The sequence below is a fragment of the Mycobacterium sp. ACS1612 genome, from assembly GCF_001667505.1.
Lineage (GTDB): Bacteria > Actinomycetota > Actinomycetes > Mycobacteriales > Mycobacteriaceae > Mycobacterium.
On record NZ_LZHZ01000008.1, the window covers coordinates 1 to 23,482 of the forward strand.

At 66.7% G+C, this 23,482-nt stretch carries 24 protein-coding genes and 1 pseudogene; 19 read left to right on the forward strand and 6 right to left on the reverse strand.

The window, feature by feature from the left end:
* Together A5724_RS04535 and A5724_RS04540 are read left to right on the forward strand one after the other, a co-directional pair.
* A partial coding sequence (locus A5724_RS04535) for a thiamine pyrophosphate-dependent enzyme (RefSeq protein ID WP_369830603.1) occupies nt 1–1,193 on the forward strand: 1,193 nt, incomplete at its 5' end.
* A 54-nt stretch (nt 1,194–1,247) separates the two neighbouring features.
* Entirely contained in the window at nt 1,248–2,609 is a 1,362-nt protein-coding gene (locus A5724_RS04540; protein ID WP_067796915.1) for a neutral zinc metallopeptidase, read from the forward strand.
* A 1-nt stretch (nt 2,610) separates the two neighbouring features.
* Here the strand turns inward: A5724_RS04540 and A5724_RS04545 are convergent, their stop codons facing one another.
* Nucleotides 2,611–3,285 (reverse strand): helix-turn-helix domain-containing protein, encoded by a 675-nt coding sequence (locus A5724_RS04545; protein WP_067796918.1) that lies wholly within the window; start codon nt 3,283–3,285, stop codon nt 2,611–2,613.
* 101 nt (nt 3,286–3,386) lie between these two features.
* On the opposite strand from A5724_RS04545, the gene A5724_RS04550 reads away from it, so the two are divergent.
* Entirely contained in the window at nt 3,387–4,214 is an 828-nt protein-coding gene (locus tag A5724_RS04550; protein ID WP_067796921.1) for a class I SAM-dependent methyltransferase, read from the forward strand.
* Between the two features lie 12 nt (nt 4,215–4,226).
* The gene (locus tag A5724_RS04555) at nt 4,227–5,294 is read left to right on the forward strand and encodes a phosphotransferase family protein (RefSeq protein WP_067796924.1); all 1,068 of its coding nucleotides are present in this window, start codon (nt 4,227–4,229) and stop codon (nt 5,292–5,294) included.
* Here A5724_RS04555 and A5724_RS04560 read toward each other — a convergent pair.
* Complete coding sequence (locus A5724_RS04560) at nt 5,291–6,040, reverse strand: IclR family transcriptional regulator (protein ID WP_067796927.1); 750 nt, start codon at nt 6,038–6,040, stop codon at nt 5,291–5,293. The genes A5724_RS04555 and A5724_RS04560 overlap by 4 nt on opposite strands.
* Nucleotides 6,041–6,109: 69 nt before the next feature.
* On the opposite strand from A5724_RS04560, the gene pcaH reads away from it, so the two are divergent.
* From pcaH to A5724_RS04585, 5 genes and pseudogenes are all read left to right on the forward strand, one after another.
* Nucleotides 6,110–6,856 carry a protocatechuate 3,4-dioxygenase subunit beta gene (gene pcaH, locus A5724_RS04565; RefSeq protein WP_067796930.1) on the forward strand — a complete coding sequence of 249 codons (747 nt, stop codon included), beginning with the start codon at nt 6,110–6,112 and terminating at the stop codon, nt 6,854–6,856.
* Nucleotides 6,853–7,410: a protocatechuate 3,4-dioxygenase subunit alpha gene (gene pcaG / locus A5724_RS04570; protein WP_067796933.1), complete on the forward strand. Its 558-nt coding sequence runs from the start codon at nt 6,853–6,855 to the stop codon at nt 7,408–7,410. Before pcaH ends, pcaG begins: the two co-directional genes overlap by 4 nt.
* Entirely contained in the window at nt 7,407–8,609 is a 1,203-nt protein-coding gene (gene pcaB / locus A5724_RS04575; protein ID WP_067796936.1) for a 3-carboxy-cis,cis-muconate cycloisomerase, read from the forward strand. The genes pcaG and pcaB overlap by 4 nt, the downstream gene beginning before the upstream one ends.
* Nucleotides 8,606–9,751: a 4-carboxymuconolactone decarboxylase gene (pcaC, locus tag A5724_RS04580; RefSeq protein ID WP_067796939.1), complete on the forward strand. Its 1,146-nt coding sequence runs from the start codon at nt 8,606–8,608 to the stop codon at nt 9,749–9,751. Before pcaB ends, pcaC begins: the two co-directional genes overlap by 4 nt.
* Nucleotides 9,748–10,077, forward strand: a pseudogene (locus A5724_RS04585) (3-oxoacid CoA-transferase subunit A); the annotation flags it as partial. The gene pcaC and the pseudogene A5724_RS04585, both read left to right, overlap by 4 nt.
* 22 nt (nt 10,078–10,099) lie before the next feature.
* On the opposite strand, the gene A5724_RS04590 reads toward A5724_RS04585, so the two are convergent.
* Entirely contained in the window at nt 10,100–10,855 is a 756-nt protein-coding gene (locus A5724_RS04590) for a sulfite exporter TauE/SafE family protein (RefSeq protein WP_067796942.1), read from the reverse strand.
* Between the two features lie 102 nt (nt 10,856–10,957).
* On the opposite strand from A5724_RS04590, the gene A5724_RS04595 reads away from it, so the two are divergent.
* Nucleotides 10,958–12,466, forward strand: a complete 1,509-nt coding sequence (locus tag A5724_RS04595) for an MFS transporter (RefSeq protein WP_067796947.1) — start codon at nt 10,958–10,960, stop codon at nt 12,464–12,466.
* Here the strand turns inward: A5724_RS04595 and A5724_RS32860 are convergent.
* Together A5724_RS32860 and A5724_RS04600 are read right to left on the reverse strand one after the other, a co-directional pair.
* Complete coding sequence (locus A5724_RS32860) at nt 12,374–13,120, reverse strand: 2,3-diphosphoglycerate-dependent phosphoglycerate mutase (RefSeq protein ID WP_082964855.1); 747 nt, start codon at nt 13,118–13,120, stop codon at nt 12,374–12,376. The two genes, A5724_RS04595 and A5724_RS32860, sit on opposite strands and share 93 nt — an antisense overlap.
* On the reverse strand, nt 13,117–13,572 hold the full coding sequence (locus A5724_RS04600; RefSeq protein WP_067796949.1) for an RpiB/LacA/LacB family sugar-phosphate isomerase: 456 nt from the start codon (nt 13,570–13,572) through the stop codon (nt 13,117–13,119). Before A5724_RS04600 ends, A5724_RS32860 begins: the two co-directional genes overlap by 4 nt.
* Nucleotides 13,573–13,697: 125 nt before the next feature.
* On the opposite strand from A5724_RS04600, the gene A5724_RS04605 reads away from it, so the two are divergent.
* Together A5724_RS04605 and A5724_RS04610 are read left to right on the forward strand one after the other, a co-directional pair.
* Nucleotides 13,698–14,018 (forward strand): 2Fe-2S iron-sulfur cluster-binding protein, encoded by a 321-nt coding sequence (locus A5724_RS04605; protein ID WP_067796951.1) that lies wholly within the window; start codon nt 13,698–13,700, stop codon nt 14,016–14,018.
* A 2-nt stretch (nt 14,019–14,020) separates the two neighbouring features.
* On the forward strand, nt 14,021–15,274 hold the full coding sequence (locus A5724_RS04610) for an NAD(P)/FAD-dependent oxidoreductase (protein WP_067797114.1): 1,254 nt from the start codon (nt 14,021–14,023) through the stop codon (nt 15,272–15,274).
* A gap of 79 nt (nt 15,275–15,353) precedes the next feature.
* Here A5724_RS04610 and A5724_RS04615 read toward each other — a convergent pair whose 3' ends face one another.
* Nucleotides 15,354–16,265: a 4,5-dihydroxyphthalate decarboxylase gene (locus tag A5724_RS04615; protein WP_067797117.1), complete on the reverse strand. Its 912-nt coding sequence runs from the start codon at nt 16,263–16,265 to the stop codon at nt 15,354–15,356.
* A gap of 86 nt (nt 16,266–16,351) precedes the next feature.
* On the opposite strand from A5724_RS04615, the gene A5724_RS04620 reads away from it, so the two are divergent.
* From A5724_RS04620 to A5724_RS04650, 7 genes are all read left to right on the forward strand, one after another.
* Nucleotides 16,352–17,476, forward strand: a complete 1,125-nt coding sequence (locus A5724_RS04620; RefSeq protein WP_067796954.1) for a zinc-binding dehydrogenase — start codon at nt 16,352–16,354, stop codon at nt 17,474–17,476.
* Nucleotides 17,473–18,171 carry a 4-carboxy-4-hydroxy-2-oxoadipate aldolase/oxaloacetate decarboxylase gene (locus A5724_RS04625; RefSeq protein ID WP_232004696.1) on the forward strand — a complete coding sequence of 233 codons (699 nt, stop codon included), beginning with the start codon at nt 17,473–17,475 and terminating at the stop codon, nt 18,169–18,171. Before A5724_RS04620 ends, A5724_RS04625 begins: the two co-directional genes overlap by 4 nt.
* Nucleotides 18,168–19,187, forward strand: coding sequence for an amidohydrolase family protein (locus tag A5724_RS04630; protein ID WP_067796960.1), 1,020 nt, complete (start codon nt 18,168–18,170; stop codon nt 19,185–19,187). Before A5724_RS04625 ends, A5724_RS04630 begins: the two co-directional genes overlap by 4 nt.
* A gap of 4 nt (nt 19,188–19,191) precedes the next feature.
* The gene (locus A5724_RS04635; protein WP_067797120.1) at nt 19,192–20,178 is read left to right on the forward strand and encodes a 4,5-dihydroxyphthalate decarboxylase; all 987 of its coding nucleotides are present in this window, start codon (nt 19,192–19,194) and stop codon (nt 20,176–20,178) included.
* 172 nt (nt 20,179–20,350) lie between these two features.
* Nucleotides 20,351–21,457 (forward strand): ABC transporter substrate-binding protein, encoded by a 1,107-nt coding sequence (locus A5724_RS04640; RefSeq protein ID WP_067796963.1) that lies wholly within the window; start codon nt 20,351–20,353, stop codon nt 21,455–21,457.
* Nucleotides 21,458–21,511: 54 nt separating this feature from the next.
* Nucleotides 21,512–22,579: a cupin domain-containing protein gene (locus A5724_RS04645; RefSeq protein WP_067796966.1), complete on the forward strand. Its 1,068-nt coding sequence runs from the start codon at nt 21,512–21,514 to the stop codon at nt 22,577–22,579.
* Entirely contained in the window at nt 22,570–23,472 is a 903-nt protein-coding gene (locus A5724_RS04650; protein ID WP_067796969.1) for an AAA family ATPase, read from the forward strand. The genes A5724_RS04645 and A5724_RS04650 overlap by 10 nt, the downstream gene beginning before the upstream one ends.
* Nucleotides 23,473–23,482: the final 10 nt, after the last annotated feature.

Genomic DNA, 23,482 nt, shown 5'->3' on the forward strand with positions numbered 1-23,482 from the left:
GGGGGGGCCGCGCGGGGGCGGGGGCGGGGCCCCCCCCCCCCCACCCCCCCCCGGCGGGGGCGGCCGCACGCGGCGGGGGGGGGGGGCCCCCCCCCCCCCCCCACGACGAGTTGATGACCGCGGCGGGGACGCTGAACGCGCCCGTCGTACATGCGTTGCGCGGAAAGGAGTTCATCGAATACGACAACCCGTTCGACGTCGGCATGACGGGTCTGCTCGGGTTCGCGTCGGGATACAAGGCGATCAAAGAGTCCGACGCACTGCTGATGTTGGGCACCGACTTTCCGTATCAGCAGTTTTATCCCGACCACGCGAAGGTGATTCAGGTCGACATCCGCGGCCGCAACCTCGGCCGTCGCGTTCCGCTCGAACTCGGCCTAGTCGGCACGGTGAAAGACACTCTGGCCGCCCTGCAACCGCTGCTGCGACAGAAGAACCAGCGCGAGCATCTGGACCGCTCGCTGCGCCACTACGGCAAGACCCGCAAGACGCTGGACGATTTGGCCGTCAACGACCGTGACCGGTCGCCCATTAGGCCGGAATATGTTGCGGGACTTGCCAATCAGCTTGCCAGCGACGATGCGGTTTTCACCGTCGACGTCGGATCGCCTGTGGTGTGGGCGGCGCGCTACGTGAAGATGAACGGACGCAGACGGATGGTCGGATCGTTCAACCACGGCACGATGGCATGCGCGCTGCCGCACGCCATCGGCGCGCAGACCGCCTACCGCGACCGCCAAGTGGTCGCGCTGGCCGGCGACGGCGGGCTGACGATGATGTTCGGCGAGCTCGTCACGTTGATCCAGAACCGACTGCCAGTGAAGGTGATCGTGTTCAACAACTCGTCGCTGAACTTCGTCGAACTGGAGATGAAGGCGGCGGGCATCGTCAACTACGGCACGGATCTGGTGAACCCGAATTTCGCCGACGTCGCACAGGCGATGGGGATCTTCGGCCGTCGCGTCGAGAAGCCAGCCGAGCTGCCGCAGGCGTTGAGCGACGCGTTCGCACATGACGGTCCGGCACTCGTCGACGTGGTGACCGCACGGCAGGAGTTGTCGATCCCGCCGGCAATCACGGTGGAGCAGGCCAAGGGGTTCTCGCTCTACGCGATCCGGACCATCCTGGCCGGCCGTGGCGACGAGTTGCTCGACCTGATCACCACCAACGTCGCGCGCCGGATCCTTGACTGATCTTGTTTCGGCACTTTCCAAGCCAATTCTCAGCACCGCCGCTAATGTTTGCCCATGCGAATCCAGGCGTGGTCAGCGGTTGCTGTCGTTTTGCTCCTAGCGGCGTGCGGCGGGCCGAAGCCGCAGATACCCACCGACACCAAGGCCCGAGGCGGCGCCCCTGACACGAGCAGCGTCGAGATCCACGGCGACACCTCATCGAATGTGAACAAGCTGGCGATCCAGGCCATCGCCGATCTGCAGGACTACTGGGGCACCGAGTACCCGAAGCTCTACGGCGAGGAGTACGAACCGGTGAAAGGCGGCTTCTACGCTGTCGTGCCGTCGGCCGGTGGCGTGCCGCCCTGCGCGCAGGATGCCAGTGAGGTCGCGGGCAACGCGTTCTACTGCTCGACCAAGGATGTGGTCGCGTGGGACGCCGAGGGCCTGCTGCCCGAACTGCAGGGCAAATACGGCGACTTCGTCATCCCCGTGGTGCTCGCGCACGAATGGGGGCATGCGGTTCAAAGCCGGTCGCACTTCACCGCGCGGACCGTGACCAAGGAACTGCAGGCGGACTGCTTCGCGGGCGCATGGTCCAAACACGCCAAGGACGAAGGGGTGTTCAAGGTGTCCGCCGCCGACCTGGACACCGCGCTGGCGGGCATCCTCGATCTGCGTGACACCCCTGGCACGTCCAACATCGACCCGAATGCGCACGGAAGCGGCTTCGACCGGGTCAGCGCGTTCCAGGACGGGTTCGACAACGGACCGCAGAGGTGCAAGGACTACCGCGACGACGAACCAATGGTGCTCGAATTGCCGTTCAACGACGAGGAAGATGCAGCGCGCGGCGGCGATGCTCCCTACGACTCGATCGTCAACGGTGTGCCGTACGACCTCGAGGACTACTGGACGCACGTGTACCCGGAGTTGACCGCGGGCGAGCAGTGGCCGCCGGTCCGCGGGATCGAGGCGTACCACCCGGACTCGCCGCCGATGTGCGGCGGACAGTCCGCCGAGGGCTACGCTCTGTTCTATTGCGTCCCAGACGATTACGTCGGCTGGGACAACGTCCGTGCGATGCCCGAGGTGTACCGGCAGGGCGGCGACTACGCCGTCGCCACGTTGCTTGCCACTCAATACGGGCTCGCAGCGCTGACCCGACTGGGTGACGACTCCGACGAGAAGACGTCCACGCTTCGGGCCGATTGCATGGCGGGCGGCTACACCGCGAGCGTGATTCTGTACAACCGGCCGGACACCAGCACGTACCACATCTCGCCGGGCGATCTCGACGAAGGCATCAAGGCGCTGCTCGTGTTCCGCGGCGAGGGTGACGTCGAGCGGCAGGGTGCCGGATGGGCGCGCGTCAAGGCGTTCCGGTCGGGTGTCATCGACGGGGCGGAGTCCTGCCTGAGCTACGAGGACAAGTAGGTCAGGCCGGGCGCGGCACGCTGGCCAGCGCGCTCTGACCGATCCATCCCGGGATGGCCCTGCGCACGTCGGCCGGACCGGACACCGCGACGCTGCCGTCGAGCAGCGCGTGTTGCCAACTGGTGTCTCCGCGCCAGATCCGGGTGAGCGTCCGGAGGCTGGCTTCCACAGTTCCCGCCACCTCGTGGCCGGGGTCGAAATCGCACACATCGGCCTCGCCGTCGGCGACGACCAGCCACCAGCGCGACGCCTTGGGCGACACCCCGTCCAGGCGGAACGCCAGCGTGGTGCGGGTCCGCGGCCATTCCTCGATCGGAATGGTGCGGCGCATATCCCACATCAGCAGGTGCGGATCGAGGTCCTCCTCGCCGAGTTCGCCGATCCAGCGCACGCCCCATGCGCCCAGCGCCTCGACCACGTCGGTGAGCTCCTTGCCGCACTCGGTCAGCGAGTACATCGTCCGGCCGTCGACCTCATCGCGCGCGACGACGCCCGCGCGGGTCAGCGACTTCAGCCGCTTCGACAGCAAGGCGGGCGACATCTTCGGCACCCCGCGGCGCAGCTCGTTGAAGTGCCTGCTGCCCAGCAGCAGCTCCCGGACGACGAGCATCGTCCAGCGCTCGTCCAGCAGCTCCATCGCCTTGGCCACCGGACAGAACTGGCCGTATCCGGACATCGCGTCACCTCCCCGGTCCGCACCCAGTACAGATATGGAACCAGCCCCAGTACAGATCTGTGACTGGTTTCGCCGTGATGTGACGACCGACGATGTCAGACATGAGCAACCTGACCGCGGCTGTTGACCACAGCCAGATCGCCGCCAAACACCGAGCCATGTGGGCTTCGGGGGATTACCCGAAACTCGCCGCCGACCTGGTCGCCCCGCTGGGACCCGCGCTGGTCGAAGCCATCGAAGTGGGTCCGGGGGACCGCGTCCTCGACGTCGCCGCCGGCACCGGCAACGCCGCCATTCCGGCGGCACGGACCAACGCCAGCGTGATCGCCAGCGACCTGTGTCCCGAGCTGTTGGAAAGCGGCCGTGCGCTCGCCGCCGAACAGGGTGTGCAGCTCGAGTGGCGTGAGGCCAACGCCCACGCACTGCCGTTCGGCGACAACGAGTTCGACGTGGTGATGTCGTGCATCGGCGTGATGTTCGCCCCGTTCCACGAACTGGCAGCGGGCGAATTGGTCCGGGTGACCAAGCCAGGCGGCAGGATCGGCCTGATCAACTGGACGCCCGAGGGGCACATCGGCAAGTTGTTCGCGACCATGAAGCCGTACATGCCCGGTCCGCCGCCGGGTGCGCAACCACCGCCGCTGTGGGGACAAGAGGATCACGTCCGCGAGCTGTTCGGCGACCGCGTCACCGACCTTCGGACGGAGCGCCGGATGCTGGCTGTGCACCACTTCGCCGACGGCGCTGGCTTCCGCGACTACTTCAAGGCCACTTACGGGCCCACCATCGCGGCGTACCGCAACATCGAGGACGAAGCGGACCGGGTAGCGGAACTGGACGACGCGATCGCCCGCGTCGGCGACGCAGTCCTACACGGTGACCACACCATGGAATGGGAGTACCTGCTCGTGACGGCGCGCAAGGCCTGACAACATGTCGGTGTGCCCAACGACGCCCAGCAGCTTCCGACTCTGACCGACGAAGCCCAGGCTGCGCTGCGGCGCTGGGTGCGAGAACAGGGCCTCGGGTCCGAGGTCTCCGATGTCGAACCGTTGACCGGCGGCACGCAGAACATTGTGGTGCGGGTGCACATCGACGGTCGTCCGATGGTGTTGCGGCGACCGCCACTGCATCCGCGGCCGACGAGCAACAACACCATGTTGCGCGAAATCGCGGCGCTGCGAACGCTGGCAGGCACCACCGTGCCGCACCCGGGTTTCATTGCGGGTTGCGACGACCTCGACGTGCTCGGGGTGGTGTTCTATCTGATGGAAGAGGTCGACGGCTTCAATCCCGGCGACAGCATGGAGCAGGCATACGTCGACTACGTCGATTGGCGGCACCAGGTCGGCCTGTCGTATGCGGCGAGCCTCGCGCAACTCGGCAACGTCGTATGGGAGGGCAGTCCGCTCGCGGAGTTGAAACGGCCGGGTTCGTTTCTGCAACGGCAGGTTCCGCAATTCTTGCGGCTGCTGGAAAGCTATCGGCACGACCGCTATTCGCCCGAATCGCTGGCCGTCACCGAGTTGGCGGACTGGCTGGAGACCAACCGCCCGCCGGACGGCAAGCCCGGCATCATGCACGGCGATCCGCATCTGAGCAACGTGCTGCTGCGCCGCGACAAGCCTGAGCTGGCCGCGTTCGTGGACTGGGAGATGTGCACGGTCGGCGATCCGCTGCTGGACCTCGGCTGGATGTTGATCTGCTGGCCGCTGGAGACGAACACCATCACCGCCGGCGCGCAACTCGCCGCGCTCGGCGGCCTGGCCAGCAGACGTGAACTGCTCGACGCCTACCTGGCCGCGGGCGGCCGCGAAACATCAAGCCTCAATTGGTATGTCGCGATGGCGTGCTTCAAACTCGGCATCGTCATCGAGGGCACATGGTCGCGCTACCTCATCGGGCAGGCGAGCAGAGACGCCGGCGAGCGACTGCACTCCAACGCCCAGAACCTGATCGACGTCGGCACCCAGGTGGCCAAGGGCGACAGTCCATTTGGCGTCGACTAGAGCAGCCTGCTGATGCCGCGCGCCGCCACCTGCAGCGCGCCCAGTAGCCGCTGCCTGTCGCGTTTGAGGCTCGCGACGACGACGCCGATCGCCGCCACCACGGCACCGTCGGAGGACTGCGCCACCGGAACCGCCATCGAGCAAGCGCCAAGCGACATCTCCTCGGTGGTGGTCGCGACGCCGTCGCGCCGGATCCGCTGCAGTTGCGGTTCGAGTAGCTCCGGCCGGGTGATCGTGTACGGCGTGATCCGGCTCAGGTTGGCCATCACCCGGTCATGGATCTCGGTAGGGGAGTGCGCCAGTAGCACCTTCCCGACACCGGTGGCGTGCATGGGCAGTCGGGTGCCGACGGTGCTGACGATCGGCACTGACGCCCGGCCCTGCATCCGGTCCAGGTACAGCACCTCGTCGTCGTCACGCACCGCCAGATGCACGGTCGCCATCGTCGCCGCGAACACGTCGTGCAGGAACGGTTCGGCCACCTGTCGCAGCCTGCCCTGAACCGGTGCCAGCAAGCCGGCCTCCCACACCAACCGGCCGATCACATAGCGGCCGTCGTCGAGGCGGTCCAGCGCGCCGCCCGCAACGAGCTCGCGGGCCAGCCGGTGAGTCGTGGGCAGCGTGAGATCGGCGCGCCTGGCGATCTCCGACAGGGTCAGGCTGCGGTGATGCTCGCCGAACGCGCCGAGCAGCGCCAGCAGCCGGGAGGTGACGGTCGCTCCCGGCACCGACGTGTTCCCGGCCATTTGATCACCCTTTCGCTGAGTGGAAGCCTAACCTTCATACCGTGCGATGTCGCCGGTACCGTGCGGGCTATGACAGGGCAAGCGGAGATCACCGCGGAGATCGCGGCGATCCACACCGACTATCACCGGGCCGGCGTCGAGGAAACCCAACCGCGGCTGCACTATCCGCCGTACCGCAGCAGTACGCTGCGCCATCCGCATCACGAACTGCATCAGGTCGATCCGGAAGCGATCGAGCTGTGGGCACCGTGCTTCGGCCAAGCCGACGTGGACCCCCTGGAGGCGGATCTGACGATCCAACACACCGGCCAACCGATCGGCGAGCGCACCGTGATCACCGGACGAATCGTCGACGGCGACGGCAGACCGGTGCGCGGCCAACTCGTCGAGATCTGGCAGGCCAACGCCGCGGGACGGTACATCCATCAGCGTGATCAGCATCCCGCGCCGCTCGACCCGAACTTCACCGGCGTCGGGCGATGCCTGACCGACGACGACGGCACCTACCGATTCACCACGATCAAGCCCGGACCGTACCCGTGGCGCAACCACCACAATGCGTGGCGGCCCGCGCACATCCATTTCTCGTTGTTCGGAACGGATTTCACCCAGCGGATGATCACCCAGATGTACTTCCCCGGTGACCCCCTGTTCGCGTTGGATCCCATCTACCAGTCGATCACCGACCAGAAGGCCCGTGATCGGGTTGTCGCCACCTACGACCACGACGTCACCAGCCACGAATGGGCCACCGGTTACCGGTGGGACATCGTGTTGACCGGCGCCGCCCGGACACCCTTTGAGGACGTCCGATGAGCACCCTGACCGCGACGCCGGGCCAGACGATCGGGCCGTTCTTCGGCTATGCCCTGCCGTTTGAGAGAGGCAACGAACTCGTCCCACCCGGATCGCCCGGTGCGATTCGGTTGCACGGCGTCGTCACCGACGGCGCAGGCGCCCCGGTGCCCGATGCGCTGGTGGAGATCTGGCAGGGCGATGCCAACGGGGCGGTGCCGACGGCGGCGGGTTCGTTGCGACGCGACGGGTGGACCTTCACCGGGTGGGGACGCGCGAGCACCGACGCCAACGGGCACTACAGTTTCACGACGGTCAAACCCGGCCCGGTGCAACCCGATTCGGTGCCCTTCTACGCCGTCACGGTGTTCGCCCGCGGCCTGCTGAACCGGCTCTTCACCCGCGCATACGTACCCGACGGCCGGGTTGCCGACGACGGACTGCTCAACTCGGTGCCACCGGACCGGCGGCACACCTTGATCGCGGTGCCCGACGATCGCGGCCTGCGGTTCGACATCAGGCTGCAAGGCGCCGACGAGACGGTGTTCCTGCGCTACCGGGGCCAACACCGATGACCGACCTGTACTGGCCGGGTGATCACCGCGCCGGCTCGCTGTTCACCGATTCGGCGCTGCTGACGGCGCTGGTGTCGGTCGAAAACGCTTGGCTCGCAGTACTTGTGGACGCCGAAGTCGCGCCGCCCGCCGCGCGTGCCGACCTGACCGCCGTCGTCTCCTCTGAGGACGCCGAGACAATCGCCGTCGCTGCCGAAGCCGACGGCAACCCGGTGCCCGGCCTGCTCGCAGTGCTGCGCCGGCGAACCGGCGGCGAACCCGCGCGCTGGCTGCACCGCGGACTGACCAGTCAAGACGTGATCGACACCGCGCTGATGCTGTGCACACGGGACACGCTGTCGGCGGTGCGTCGTGAAATGTCCTCGCAGATAGGCGCTTTGATCTCGCTGACCGAACGCCACCAGCGTGATCCGATGGTGGCGCGCACACTGACTCAGCCCGCACTGCCCAGCACGGTCGGCATGAAGATCGCGAATTGGCTGTCTGCGGTGCTGGACGCCGCGGACACCGTCGCGGCACTGCCCCCGTTGCCCGTCCAGGCGGGCGGGGCCGCAGGCACGCTCGCCGCGACGACGGAACTGACCGGATCGCCTGCCGATGCCATATCGCTGTCGACGCGACTCGCCGCCGCGCTGGATCTGGCGTACCCCGGGCCGTGGCACACCACCCGTTCGATGCTCACCCGCATCGGCGATGCGCTCGTGACATGTTGTGACGCATGGGGACACATCGCTGCCGACATTGCGACGGGGAGCAGGCACGAGATCGGTGAACTGGCCGAGGGCAGAGGCGGTGGTTCGTCGACCATGCCGCACAAGAACAACCCGGTGTTGTCGGTACTGGTTCGGCGGGCCGCGCTGACCGCCCCCGCGCTGGCGGCCACCCTGCACACCGCTGCGGCGGCCAGTGTCGACGAACGCTCCGACGGGGCGTGGCACGCCGAGTGGGCCACCATGCGCACGCTCGCCCGACGCACGGTTGTGGCCGCCGTGCACACCACCGAACTGCTCGAGGGGCTGAGGATTGACACCGACCGCGCGGCGGCGAACCTGACGGCCGCAGGTGACCTGCTGGCCGAGCAGCGCTCGATGTCCGAATTGACTGGGCGACCCGCACTTTCGAACTACACCGGCGCGACGGACTTCTTGATCGACGCGACACTGCAACGCGCGCGCCACCACCTGAAGGAGGCGATATGACCGTGCCGGAACTAGTCGGCACCGATTTCGGCGGACCGCGCGGCGCCGCTCTGCTGCTGCTCGGACCGTCGGTGGGCACATCGGCATCCGCGTTGTGGGGCGCCTGCGCCGAACTCCTTGCCGAACATGTGCACGTCGTCGGCTGGGATCTACCGGGACACGGCCGCAGCCCGGCGAATCGGTTCAGGATTCCGGACCTGGCCGCGGGCGTGCTCGCGCTCGCCGATCAGATCGCGCCGCGCAGCGCCTTTCACTACGCAGGCAATTCGATCGGCGGTGCTGTCGGGCTGCAACTGTTGCTCGATGCTCCACAGCGGGTGACGACGGCCGCCCTCGCGTGCACCGGCGCAGTCATCGGCAGGCCCGAGGATTGGGCATCACGGGCGGCTTCCGTGCGCGCATCGGGCACCGACGCCGTCGTCGAACTCGCGACGCAACGCTGGTTCGGCGCCGGCTTCGCCGAGCGGCGGCCCGACGTCGTCGCCACCTTGGTCGGCGCCCTGCGAGCCACCGACGACGAGTCCTATGCGCAAGCGTGTGAGGCGCTGGCGGAGTTCGACGTCAGCGAACGACTCGGCGAGATCACCACGCCGGTGCTGGCGATCGGCGGCGCCGACGACGTACCGACGCCACCTGAGTCGCTGGGACGGATTGCCTCGAGCGTCAAGGACGGTCGGATGATCGTCCTCAACGGTGTCGGTCACCTCGCGCCCGCGGAAGCCCCAGGCCGGATCGCCCGTCTGATCATCGGCCACCTGGCACCGAGAGATCCCGTCTACAACGCGGGCATGGCGGTGCGCCGCGAGGTGCTCGGCGACTCGCACGTCAACCGCGCGATCGCGGGCACCACCGAGTTCACCGCCGAGTTCCAGGACCTGATCACCCGCTACGCGTGGGGCACCATCTGGACGCGGCCGGGACTCGACCGCCGCGCCCGTTCGATGATCACGTTGACCGCCATGGTGGCCCGCGGCCACCACGAAGAGTTGGCGATGCACGTGCGCGCCGCGCTCCGCAACGGCCTCAGCAGCGACGAGATCAAGGAGGTGCTGTTGCAGTCCGCGATCTATTGCGGCGTGCCGGACGCCAATACCGCGTTTCGGATCGCGAACAGAGTGCTCGCCGAGGAGGCAGACGCGTGAGTCGCACCGTGATCTGCGAGTCGGCCGCCGAGGCGGTCGACGGCATCCGCGACGGATCAACGGTTCTGGTCGGAGGATTCGGCATGGCCGGGATGCCCACCACGCTGATCGACGCATTGATAGAACAGGGCGCCCGCGATCTGACCATCGTCAGCAACAACGCGGGCAACGGAGACACCGGTCTGGCCGCGCTGCTGGCCGCAGGGCGCGTGCGCAAAGTGATTTGTTACTTTCCCCGCCAATCGGATTCGCACTTGTTCGACGCTCTGTACCGACGCGGCGAGGTGGCCCTAGAAGTCGGCATGGACGAATTGGCAGACCGGATGGGCATCGAATTGCGATAGTTCCCTAGGTGTACGCGTCGATGCCGAGTTTGACGGCCAGCGCGACGCCGGCGATGCCGATCACGGCGCGCAGTGGCGTCGCAGGCGTATGCCGCACCACGATCGGACCCAGGCGTGAACCGACCAGGCATCCGACGCCCAGCGCAAGCACCGCAGCCCAGTGCACGGGGGCCAGCGCTGCGAACATCAATGCCGCCACACCGTTGGCGATCCCGAGGATCACGTTCTTGCCCGCGTTGGCATGCGCCAGTGTGGCTTGGCCGGCACGCAACAGCAGTGCAAGCAGCAGCACACCCGCTGCGGCGCCGAAATAGCCGCCGTAGATACAGATGACAAAGATGGCGCCGGCCTCGAGAAGCGTCGCGACCGTGTGGCGACGGTGATCGGCGATGCGGGCATGCTGGTTGCCGCGGCGCGGAATCAGGATCGCAAGTGACGCCAACCCGAGGAGGATCGGCACCACCTTCTCGAAACCGTCCGCCGGCGTGGACAACAGCAACGCGGCGCCCGCCGCGCCTGCGAGTGCGGCCACCGGCGCGATGCGGGCGATCCACTTACCCTGACCCTCGAGCTCAGGTCGCGATCCCAACACCGACCCGACACCGTTGAACACCAGCGCAACCGTGTTGGTGACGTTGGCCGTCACCGGCGGCAGCCCGACAAGCAGAAGCGCCGGATACGTGGCCACCGACGCGAGGCCGGCGATGCTGCCGGTCAGCCCGCCCAGCACGCCCGCGCCGCCCAAGAATAGCCAGTCCACGGCAGATACCTGACTACGCGTGCGAGCCGAATGTCAATTCGAGGACACCGGGCTATGGATAGACAATTGGTCCATCAGCCCATCGCGGCTACCATCGTGTCAATGGGGCGCGGCCGCCGGCGGAAGTTTCTGGTGCTCGGCATCTGCTGTATGAGCGTGCTGATCGTCAGCATGGACACCACGATCGTCAACGTCGCGTTGCCGTCGATCAGCGCAGAATTCGACGCCCCGATCTCCGGGTTGCAGTGGACCATCGACGCGTACGTCGTCGTGCTCGCCAGTTTCCTGTTGCTGTCCGGATCGACCGCGGATCGGGTCGGTCGGCGCCGCACCTTCCAGATCGGGCTGACGATCTTCGTCGGCGCATCACTGCTGTGCAGCCTGGCGCCGTCGGTGGGCTGGCTGGTCGCCTTCCGGATGCTGCAGGCGCTCGGCGGATCGATGCTCAATCCGGTGGCGATGTCGATCATCGCGAACGTCTTCACCGAGCCACGCGACCGCGCCCGTGCGATCGGCATCTGGGGCGGCGTGTTGGGGATCGGCATCGCTATCGGTCCGCTTGTCGGCGGCATGCTCGTCGAACTGCTCGACTGGCGGGCCATCTTCTGGATCAACCTGCCGATAGGAGCGGTCGCGTTGGGCGCCGCGGCGCTATTCGTGCCGGAATCCCGCTCACCGCAACCGCGCCGGTTCGACCCAATTGGTCAGGTGGCGATGGTGGTGATGTTGGCCAGTTGCGTCTACGCCATCATCGAGGCGCAGCATGCGGGTTGGGTTTCCGCGCAGACGCTTTCGCTGTTCGGCCTCGCCGCCGCCGCGCTCACCGTGCTGTTGGTCCACGAACCGCGGCGCACCGACCCGCTGATCGAACTGCGCTTCTTCCGCAGTGTGCCGTTCTCCGGTGCGACGCTGATCGCGATCTGCGCCTTCGGTGCGTTCGGCGGTTTCCTGTTCATGAACACCCTTTACCTGCAGACGATTCGCGGGTTGTCGCCGCTGCAGGCGGGCCTGTGCACCGTGCCGCTCGGCCTGACTGTGCTGCTGTGTTCGCCGCTCTCCGGCCGTGCCGTTGGCAGATTCGGTCCACGGCCGTCACTGCTGCTTGCCGGAACGATGATCTGCATCGGTGCGACCATGCTGCTGTTCCTCAGCGTCCACACTCCGCTCGGTTTCGTGCTGGCCAGTTATCTCGCCTTCGGTGTGGGGCAGGGCACGGTGAACGCGCCGATCACCAACACCGCGGTATCGGGGATGCCACGCAGCCATGCAGGGGTGGCCGCCGCGGTCGCGACGACCAGCCGCAACATCGGCACCAGTCTCGGAGTCGCGATCGTCGGATCGATTCTGAGCTCCCACATTTCGGCTATGAACGCGTCGGCGTTCATCGCCGCCACCCGTCCGGCATTGGTTGTGATCGTCGGCTTCGGTTTGATGGTCCTCGTCGTCGGCGCGGCCACTACAGGCGCGAGGGCGCGCCGCACCACAGAACGGATCGCCCATCTGTTCCCCGAGGGCGAGTCAGCGGGTGCCTTGGGCGGCGACCTCGGCGATACCCGCCGCGGCGCGGGCCGGATCGAGGTAAACGCCGCCGGCCACCAACGGCCGCAATGAATCGTCGAGGTCATAGCGCAGCGGGACGCCGGTGGGAATGTGCAGCGCGCTCACCTGCTGCGGTGTCAGACCGTCCAGATGCATGCACATTGCCCGAAGCGAATTGCCATGGGCCACTACCAGGGTGGCGTGCCCGGCGGAGAGATCCGCGGCAATCGCGTCCTGCCAGTACGGCACCAGCCTGCGCCGGACGGCCGCCAGCGACTCGGTGGCGGGCAGTTCGTGCGCAGGCAACGCGCCATAACGCGGGTCCCGTCGGGGATGCTGTGGATGGTCAGGGCTCAGCGCGGGCGGAGCCAGGTGATACGACCGTCGCCAGTCGGCGTAGATCTGCGCGCCGAACTCCCTGCGGACCTCGCTGCGGCGCCGGCCCTGCAACGCCCCGTAGTGGCGCTCGTTGAGCCGCCAGCTCCGTCGCACCGGAATACCCGAATCGGTCTCGGCGACAACGATATCGGCGGTCTCGACCGCACGGGTCAGCAACGAGGTGTGCACGGTGCCGACGGAGATGCCCGCATCGCGGATCAAAGTGCCCGCCGCGGCAGCCTGATCACGGCCGCGGTTGGTCAGTGGGAAGTCGAGCCAGCCTCCGAACACGTCGTCGGCGTTGGCGGTGCTCTCGCCGTGCCGGAGCAGCACCAGAACGCGGCTCATATCAGCGACTCCCCGCGTTCGAGTGCGCTGATCTGGTCCACACGCAACTGGTGGCGGCCGCCTTTGAACGCGGTGGTGAGCCACACCTGCAAAATGCGCTCGGCCAGGTCGGGGGCCACCACCTTGACGCCCATCACCAGGACGTTGGCGTCGTTGTGCGCACGCGCGATCTCGGCGGTGAAGACACAGTGGCACAGGGCAGCCCGCACGCCGGAGATCTTGTTCGCCGCGATCTGTTCACCGCAGCCGCTGCCGCCGAGTATTACTCCGAAGTCGTCGTCGCCGCCGACCACTCGCGATCCGACGTCCGCGCACAGCGGTGGGTAGTCCGCGACCTCGCCGTCGTCGTGCACTCCGCGATCGTCCACCTGGTGCCCGCGCTCGCGCAGCCAAGCCGCGAGGCGCGATTTCATCGATACGGCGTTGTGGTCGGCGGCGATCGCGATGCGCATGTGACGGTCCTAGTGGTCGCAACATCCAGGCAGTGGCCTTATGGTAACACCATAGGCCTTGAGGTACCCGCCCGTCATCAGCTAAGGTAGAATGGTTAGACCATCACTTCAGTCCTGGAGATTGCATGCCGAAGGTCGTCTTCATCACCCTCGACGGTGCCCAGCGCGTCGTCGACGCCAATGCCGGTGAGTCGGTCATGTCCGTCGCCGTGCGCAACGGCATCGCCGGCATCATCGGCGAATGCGGGGGCAACTGCAGTTGCGCCACTTGCCACGTCTACGTCGACGACGAGTTCGCGTCGAGAGTCGGCGGTGCGAAGGACATGGAGGACGACCTTCTCGACCTCGGCGTCGCGGACCGCCGGCAAACCAGCAGGCTGTCCTGTCAGATCGCGGTTACCGACGCGCTCGACGGCCTCACCGTCCACGTACCGGCGGAGCAGTGACGATGCCGGCGGGCACCCTGATCATCGGGGCCAGTCAAGCGGGGCTGCAATTGGCGGTGTCGCTGCGCGATGCGGGTGAGACCGACCCGATCACCCTCGTCGGCGCCGAACCGTACGCGCCCTATCAACGGCCGCCGTTGTCCAAGGCCTATCTGCACGGCAACACGGAACTCGAGCAGCTGTGGCTGCGGGCGCCGGAGGTGCTTGCCGGGCAGGACATCACGTTGATCACCGGTGAACGCGTCGAGAAGGTCGATCTGTATGCCGGCGGCCCCCCAGGAACGGCAAGGACCGCCAGCGGGCGAGTGCTCGACTTCGATCGGCTGGCGCTGACGGTCGGCGCGCGACCGCGGCAGCTGACCGTGCCGGGCGCCAATCTCGACGGCGTCACCTATCTGCGCACCGCCGACGACGCCACGGTGCTGCGGGCGCTGCAGTCCGACGCCGAGTCGGTGGTGGTGATCGGCGGCGGCTTCATCGGACTCGAGGCGGCCGCGGTCGCCCGCACGCAGGGCAAGGCGGTGACCGTCGTCGAGGCGGCCGACCGGCTGATCGGTCGCGCGGTGGCGCCCGTGGTGTCGGAGTTCTACCGTGGCGCCCACATCGGCCGCGGCGTCGACGTCAGGCTCGGCACGAAGGTGATTTCGCTTGGCGGCAAGCGCAACCGGGTGCAGGTCGTCACGCTGGCCGACGGCAGCCAGATCCCGGCGGACCTGGTCATCGTCGGCATCGGGGTCGAACCGTGCACCGAACTGGCGCGCCAACTCGGGCTCGCGTCCGCCGGCGGCATCGTCGTCGACCGGTTCGCCCGCACGAGTAATCCCACCGTGGTCGCCGCGGGCGACTGCACGGTGCAGCCCCACCCACTCACCGGCGAGGGCAGGGTGCGGCTGGAATCGGTGCAGAACGCGATCAGCCAGGCCAAGACCGCGGCGGCGACACTGATGGGCCAACGGGTACCGAACGAGGCCGTGCCGTGGTTCTGGTCGGACCAGTACGACCTCAAACTCCAAATCGCAGGCCTGTCAGCGGGACACGACGAGTACGTGGTGCGCGGCGACATCGCGGCGGAGTCTTTCTCGGTGCTGTACTACCGCGACGACGCGCTACTGGCGGTGGATGCCGTCAACATGCCGGGTGACTACATGGCGGTCCGCAAGGCGCTCAGCCTGGGCGCGACCATTCATGCCGGCGCCGCGGCGGACAGCAAGGTCGCGCTGCGTGATCTGATCGTTCCGCAGGCGATCGGCGCCTAGTCGGCAACGGCGGTCGCGCCAGGCCGCAGTTATCGCGAGGAAGTGCGAGTGAGCCGCACGCTAACTGCGGCCTCGCGGATCACTCGACGTCGGCGAACATCTCGTCGATGTCGACGGGACGGGTCAAGATCCGTTGCTGCATGGCGAATTCCATCAACTGCTCGAGCATCGGGCGGTTCGCTTCGATGCCGTAGGGCAGCGGATCGGCTCCGGTGAGTTGCAGCACCGGCGAAAGCACGCGATCGGTGAGGGCGCCGTCGCGCAACTGGGCGACGTAGCGTTGTTTCGCCTCGCTGAACGCATCGAACACCGCGCGTGCCACCTTCGGATAGCGCTGCAGCACGGAGTCTTTCACCACGATCAGATGGTTTATCGGGTAGAAGGCGCGCTCACGCAGGGCGCGGATGGCGGCGTCGTCCGAGTCGGGGATCAGCGGTGCGACGTCGGGATGCGGCACGTCGACACCGATCACGGCGTCGATCTCGTTGTTGATCAGCATGTCCGCGAGGTCACCGTTGGCCGGTTCCACGTTGGCGGGCGGCACGTACGACGTCACATGCTCGTCGCCGGACAGCACCCACCGCACACTTTGCAGGTCGACGCCGAACTCGCTGGCGAGAATGCCGCGGGCCCAGACACCGGTGGTCACGGTGTAACCGCGGTTGACCCCGACGCGGCGACCCTCGAGGTCCTTCGGGGTGCGGATGGCAGACTTGGTGTTGTACCGGATCGCGCCGTGGTGGAAGCCGCGCACCAGGAAGATGGGCAGCGCGGTGAATGCGACGCCGTGCTCGCGGGCGGTCAGATAGGTGGTCAGCGCCATCTCGCTGACGTCGAATTCCAGCGAGCGCACCATCCGGCGAAACCCCTTGACCAACACCGGAATTTCCTCGAACTGAAACGAGAAGCCGGTCGGGGTCACCGAGCCGTCCTTGAGCGCCTGGTTGGCCCCCTGGGTTCGGGTGACTGTGGTCAACACAGGTTCAGACATCGTTGGCTCTCCGTCCCTGGTCGTCGCGACCGTGGTTTGGTACATTGGCATGACCATAATGCCATATGGGTCGACGAAGGAGACAGATGGCAGCGAGTGTTCTGGCCGCCGTGCGGGTCGCCCCCAGCACCACCGAAATCAGAGAGCTCCCGATGCCCGAGTTGTCCGACGACTCCGCCTTGCTCAAGGTCGAGGTCGCCGGCATCTGCGGCACCGATGTGAAGATGTACGCCAAACCGCCCTTCGACGATCCGGTGATCATGGGTCACGAGAACGTCGGCACCATCGCGGCGGCGGGGGAGAAGTTCAAGCAATTGCACGGCGTCACCGAAGGCGACCGCGTCTTCGTCGAGCACTACGTGGGCTGCTACAACTGCGAATGGTGCCGCATCGGTGAATATCGGCACTGCGAAGCCACAGACTGGCGCACGAACGCCGACGCCCGCCGGTACGGCTACACCTCGGCGGAGAACCCCGGCACGCTGTGGGGCGGCTTCTCCGAATACATGTACCTGCCGTGGAACGCCGTGCTGCACAAGGTTCCGGATGGGGTGAGCGCCGAACTGGCCGGCCTGGTGACCCCGTTGTCGAACGGCATCGAATGGGCGCTGCTGGCAGCGGGTGTCGGGTACGCCGACACCGTGCTGATCCAGGGTCCCGGTCAGCAGGGCCTCTCGCAGGTGGTGGCCTGCAAGCAGGCGGGCGCGTCGAAGATCGTCCTGACCGGCACGACGCGCGACAAGGCGCGACTGGATCTCGCCCTCGAACTCGGCGCCGACGACGTGATCGACATCGACCAGGTCAACCCGCGCGATGCCGTCATGGATCTCACCGGCGGCCGCGGCGTCGACTTCGTGCTGGACTGCACCTCGCGTGCCGGTGTCGGGCCGGTGCTGCTCGGCATCGATGTGCTCAAGCGCCGCGAGGGCACACTGCTGATCCAAGGTGAGCTGGTGGCGTTCCCCGACTTTCCGATCAAGCTGCTCACCGAGAAGGCAATCACCATCAAGAGTGCCCGCGGACACAGCTACCGGGCCTGCGAATTGGCGTTGCAGCAACTGAATTCGGGCCGCTTCCCGCTCGAGCGGCTGTCCACACATCAGTTCGGCCTCGATCAGGTGGACCGTGCGATCCACGCGCTCGCCGGTGACACCGCAGACGAGGACGTCATCCACATCTCGCTGATGCCATGGCTGGGGAAAGACAAGTGAGCACACCGATCGTCGTCCGCAATCCACCTCGACCGGACCCCGACGTCCGTGACGCCCTCGGCCAGTATGGGGTGGCGACCATCCACGAGGCGCAGGGCCGCACCGGTCTGGTCGCGCCGTACATGACGCCTATTTACACCGGCGCGAGGGTGTGCGGGAGCGCCGTCACAGTGAGCCTGCCGCCCGACGACAATTGGATGATCCACGTCGCCGTCGAACAGTGCCAGCCAGGCGACGTGCTGGTGGTCGCACCCGAATCAATCTCGGAATATGGCTATTTCGGTGAGTTGCTGGCAACGACGTTGGCGGCACGCGGGGTGCGCGGCTTGGTGATCGACGCCGGCTGCCGCGATATCGCCGAGTTGACCGAGATGAAGTTCCCGGTCTGGTCGAAGTGCGTGTCCGCGCAAGGCACCGTGAAGAAGCGGCTCGGCTCGGTGAACATTCCGGTGACGTGCGCAGGCGCCGCGGTCGAACCCGGCGACGTGATCATCGGCGACGACGACGGCGTGGTGGTGGTGCCGCGTGCGAAGGCGGCCGAGGTGTTGGCAGCGGCCAAGGCCAGGGAGGACAAAGAGGCGCGTTCGCGTGAGCGCTATCAGCGCGGCGAGCTGTTCCTCGACATCAACGACATGCGAGGCGAACTCGAACGTCTCGGCCTTCGCTATGTCGACTACGGGCAGGCGTCGCAATGATCATCGACGTCCACGGCCACTACACGACCGCGCCTGCCGAACAGCAGCGGTTCCGCACCGATCAGCTCGCCGCGTTGGAGGACCCGTCGTTGCCACCGCCGTCCCCGGCGCGGATCACCGACGATGAGATCCGGGACAGCATCGAGCGCAACCAACTGCGGCTGCTGCGCGAGCGCGGCGGAGACCTGATGTTGTTCTCGCCGAAGGCCTCCGGCATGGAACACCACATCAGCGACCAGGCCACCGCTGTCGAGTGGGCCAGGGCGTCGAACGACCTCGTGCACCGGGTCACCGAACTGTTCCCCGACTCCTTCGCCCCGGTGGCGCAGCTGCCGCAGACCCCCGACGGGGAACTCGGCCCGGTGGTCGACGAATTGCGGCGCTGTGTCGAGGAACTCGGCTTCGTCGGATGCAACGTCAATCCCGATCCTTCGGCCGGTTACTGGGCCACGCCGCCGATGACCGACGAGTACTGGTATCCGCTGTACGAGGCGATGGTGCAACTCGAAGTGCCCGCCATGGTGCACGTCTCGACGTCGTGCAACCCGAACTTCCACACCCTCGGTGCGCACTACCTCAATGCCGACACCAGCGTCTTCATGCAATTCGTCCTCGCCGACCTGTTCGTGAAGTTTCCGACCCTGACCTTCGTCATTCCGCACGGCGGCGGGGCGGTGCCGTACCACTGGGGCAGGTACCGCGGGCTGGCGGAGCGGCTGGGCAGACCGGATCCCGCCGAACTGCTGCGCAACGTGTACTTCGATACCTGCGTCTACCACCAACCCGGAATCGATCTGCTGGCCAACGTGATTCCGGCGGAAAACATCCTGTTCGCCTCTGAGATGCTCGGCGCGGTACGAGGTGCCGACCCGGAGACCGGGGTGGCATGGGACGACACCTTGGTCTACGTCGAGAACCTCGCGCTGACGGACATCAACCGGCAAGCAATCGTCGAATTGAATGCCCGCCGCGCGTACCCGCGTTTGCAGCGGCGGCTTGCCGCCGCAGGAAGGTGAGTGGATGTCCAATCTGCATCTGACGTTCGCGTGCGGTGACTACGACCGCACCCGCGCGCTCGAGGACGGCAGCGTGCGCGCCGACGGCATCGACCTGACCTACCTTCGGCTGCCGGTGGAGGAGACCTTCTTCCGCATGCTGCGGCACCGCGAATTCGACGTCGCGGAGATGTCGCTGTCCACCTATGTCGCGACGCTGGACCGCGATGCGCGCCCGTTCGTCGCGCTTCCGGTGTTCACCTCGCGGATGTTCCGCCACGGCGGGGTGTACATCAACGCGGATGCCGGCATCTCGGTGCCGTCGGACCTGCGCGGTAAGCGGGTGGCGTCACCGGAGTTCCAGCTGACGGCGGGTGTGTGGATCAGGGGCATACTCGCCGAACACCATGGTGTGCCGATCGATTCGGTCACCTACTTCACCGGCGGCCAGGAGACACCGGGTCGGATCGAGAAGGGCAAGGTGGACACCGGACTCGACATCCGTCCAATACCGACAGGCGCCACGCTTGCCCGGATGCTCGCCGACGGGGAAATCGACGCGCTGTACACGCCGCGGGTGCCCAGCCCGTTCCGTGACGGCGACAAGCGGGTCAAGCGGTTGTTCGAGGATGTGGTCGCCGTCGAGAGGGAGTACTTCGCGGCGACACGGATCTTCCCGATCATGCACGTGGTCGTGATCCGTGCCGAACTCTACGAACGGCATCGGTGGATCGCGCAGTCGCTGTACAAGGCGTGCGTGCGGGCGCGCGATCTGGCCTACGAACGCATCTACGATTCGTCGGCGCTGCGGTTCATGGAGCCGTGGCTGATCCAGCATCTCGAGGAGTCGCGGGAACTGCTCGGCCGCGACTACTGGTCTTACGGCCTGGCCGACAACGAACACGTGCTCGACGCGTTCCTCGGCTATCACCACGCGCAGGGATTGTCCCGCGCCCGGTATCAACCCGCTGACCTGTTCGCACCGGAGACGACGGAAGCGTTCGTCATCTGAGTTTCGATGCTGCCGAACGTTCGTTACCGCTCGAAATTTCGCGCGAAATTCGAGCGGTAAGGAACGTTCGGCGCGGAACAGGGGCTTCACAGGAACGCGCGGGCATGATAGAAATCACACTGATGGTCTGAATGTCAGTCCATTCACAGTGGCAGATCATGAGGAGTGAGCCGTGAGAATTCGTTCGGCTAGCTATGTGGTGGTGGCTCTGGTGTTGCTCCTGACCGCGGCGTGCGGCGGCAGCCCTACCGCGAGCAACACCGGTTCCGCGCCGGCGGGCGCGACCGCGGCGCAACAGGTCTACGACCAGATCAACGGGCTGACCGGGGAGGAGCGCACCAAGACGCTGCTCGACCTCGCCAAGAAGGACGGCACGCTGTCGCTGTACACGTCGAACACCGACATGGACGACGTCGTGAAAGCCTTCGAGGACAAGTACGGGCTGAAAGTCGAGACGTACCGGGCGAATTCGGAGACGGTGCTGCAGCGTGTGCTGCAGGAGGCCAGCGCAAACTACCAGGGCGCGGACCTGGTGGAGACCAATGCGGGTGAACTCAACGCCATGCAGCAACGGCAGCTGCTCTACCCGTACAAGGGCGAACTGCGGGACAAGGTCCGGCCGGAGGGCCGCAAGGACGGCTGGACGGCGGACCGCTTCAACGCGTTCGTGATCGGCTGGAACACCGCCAAGGTGCCTGCGGGCACCGAACCGCAGTCGCTGCGCGACTTGACGGCACCGCAGTGGAAGGGCCGAGTCGGCCTTGAACTCGGCGACGTGGACTGGTTCGCCGCGATGTACGAGTTCTACAAATCGCAGGGCCAGTCCGACGACCAGATCATGGCCTTCTTCCACGATCTCGGCGCCAACGCCAAAATCGCCAAGGGCCACACCGTGATGGGCGAGCTACTCGCCGCAGGCCAATTCGACGTCGCGGTGTCGATCTACTCGCACACCGTTGACAACGCCGCCGAAAAGGGCGCGCCGGTAGCTTGGCGCAAGGACGGCAAGCCGGTGCAACCGGTGGTGCTGCGGCCAAACGGCGCGGGACTGGTCAAGTCGGCCAAGCATCCCGCCGCGGCGATGCTGTTCTTCGACTTCCTGCTGACCGACGGTCAGAAGGCGATCGCGGGAGCGAATCGAATCGGTGCGATCCCGACGTCCGAGGATCCGCTGGCCGGTGTGCAGACGGTCTCGGTGCCCGAGGAGGAGCTGCTCAACAACGCCCAGAAGTGGAGCGACACGTACAAGAGCGTGACCGACGCGGGCGGCAAGACGTAACCGTGGCGCGCGACCTCGAAAACGCAAGGGCAACAGAACAACGGAAAGGTTGACGTGACCACGCACACCACCACGAAGGTCTCGCACTATCACGTGCAGAAGAAGCGACGGGCCGACTTCATCGAGGAGTGGCGCAGCTACCAGAAGACTGTTGTCGCCCTCGAAGACGTGAACATGGTCGAGACCGAGCGCGGGACCCGCGTCGGTGTGTATGTCGGTGCCGACGGCGATCGCCCGACCCGCTCGATGGACGCCCTTGCCCACGAGTTCGACCCCGGCGTGGTGTCCACCATCCATCGGCATTCGTGGGACGCCATGGTTTTGGTGGTGGCAGGTCACGGCTGGACCGAGATCGACGGTCAGCGAATCAACTGGGGCCCAGGCGATTCGCTGCACATACCGGCGTGGGCCTGGCACCGGTCCGGCAACGACGGAGACGTCACCGCGCGTTACCTGACGTTCTCCAGCGAGCCACTGCTGGAGACAATGGGGATGTCGATCATCGAGGACGCCGGACACACGCCGGTCACCGAATTGCCCGGCCGGCCAGCCTATTCCGGAGAGGTCACCGGTGACGACCCGTACGCCCGGCGGATCCGCAGGCTGGCCCGCGATCAGCGGGCCCGGCGCTCGGGACGGCTGCACACCGACTGGGACGAACTCGAGTTGCTGCCCACCCCGCGCGGCACCAGGACGACGTTTCTGCTCGACCGCGCGAACGGCTATCAGGCGTCGGGCATCTCAATGGCGATGTTCGAAATCGGGCCCGGTCGGGGCCAGTCGATGCACCGGCACGCCGGTGAGGCGTGGCTGTACGTCCTCGAAGGCAGCGGCCACAGCTATCTCGGCACCGAACCCGAAGGCGGTACGGACTACCCGTGGAAGAAGGGCGACCTCATCGTCGTCGATCACTTCCTGTGGCACCAGCACTTCAACGACGATCCGGAGAAGACCGCGAAAGTCGTGCGGATCCACATGTTCGACAGCCTGCTCGACACCATGCGGGTGCTGATGGATCCGATGGTGCTCTTCGAGGAGCCGCCGCAGCACATCAGGGATGCGCAGGCCGGTGACATTAGCACCGTCGACTGGCCGGAGGTGAGGCGGCCGACATGGCCGTGACGCCAAAAGCACTGCCGCCCGGGGTGTTGTCCGTCCACGTGCTGCCCGCCGATCATCACGACGGGCCGTGGGACCACATCCTCACCGCGCCCGGTGTGAAGGAGCGTCTGCTCAACCACGCGCTGCTGACGCTGCTGCACGGGCCCGCACTGGCCAACCTGGCCGGGCTGCCTCACGGTCTGATCATCCTGTCCGGTCCGCCGGGCACGGGTAAGACGACGTTGGCCCGCGGCCTCGCGCAGATGGCGGCGCGGTCGGTGGCCCCACGCGGTGCGACGACCTACGTCGAGATCGACCCGCACGCCTTTCCCAGCGAACTGTTGGGCGAAAGTCAGCGCAACATCACGCAATTGATGACGGACACGATTCCCGAACTCGCGGCGCGCCGTCCGCACACGATTGTGCTCATCGACGAGGTGGAGAGCTTTGCGGTGCGCCGGTCGGCCGCGTCGTTCGGCGCCAACCCGGTCGACGTGCATCGCGCCACCGACGCCCTGCTGGCCGGGATCGACGCCGTCGCCGCCGATCTGCCGAGAGTGTTGTTCGTCGCGACGACCAATTTCACCGACGCGGTCGACGAGGCGTTTCTGTCGCGCGCCGATCTGGTGCTGCGGCTGTCGCTGCCGGACACCACGACGATCGGGCAGATCATTCGGCACAGTCTGCAGGAGCTGGCGGTGCTGTGGCCGGGGGTGCGCCCGCTGGCCAACGATGACGGACTGCACGCCAAGCTCGCCGACGCGTGCGCGGGTCTGGACGGGCGCCGGGTGCGCAAGCTGATGCTGTCGGCGTTGACACTGCGCCAGGAGGTCACGCGCGACCCGAACGAGCTCGCCGCGGACGACTTGGTCACCGCGGTCGAATTTCTCACGACGGAGTCTGTCGACGCCTGATCAGGAAGGA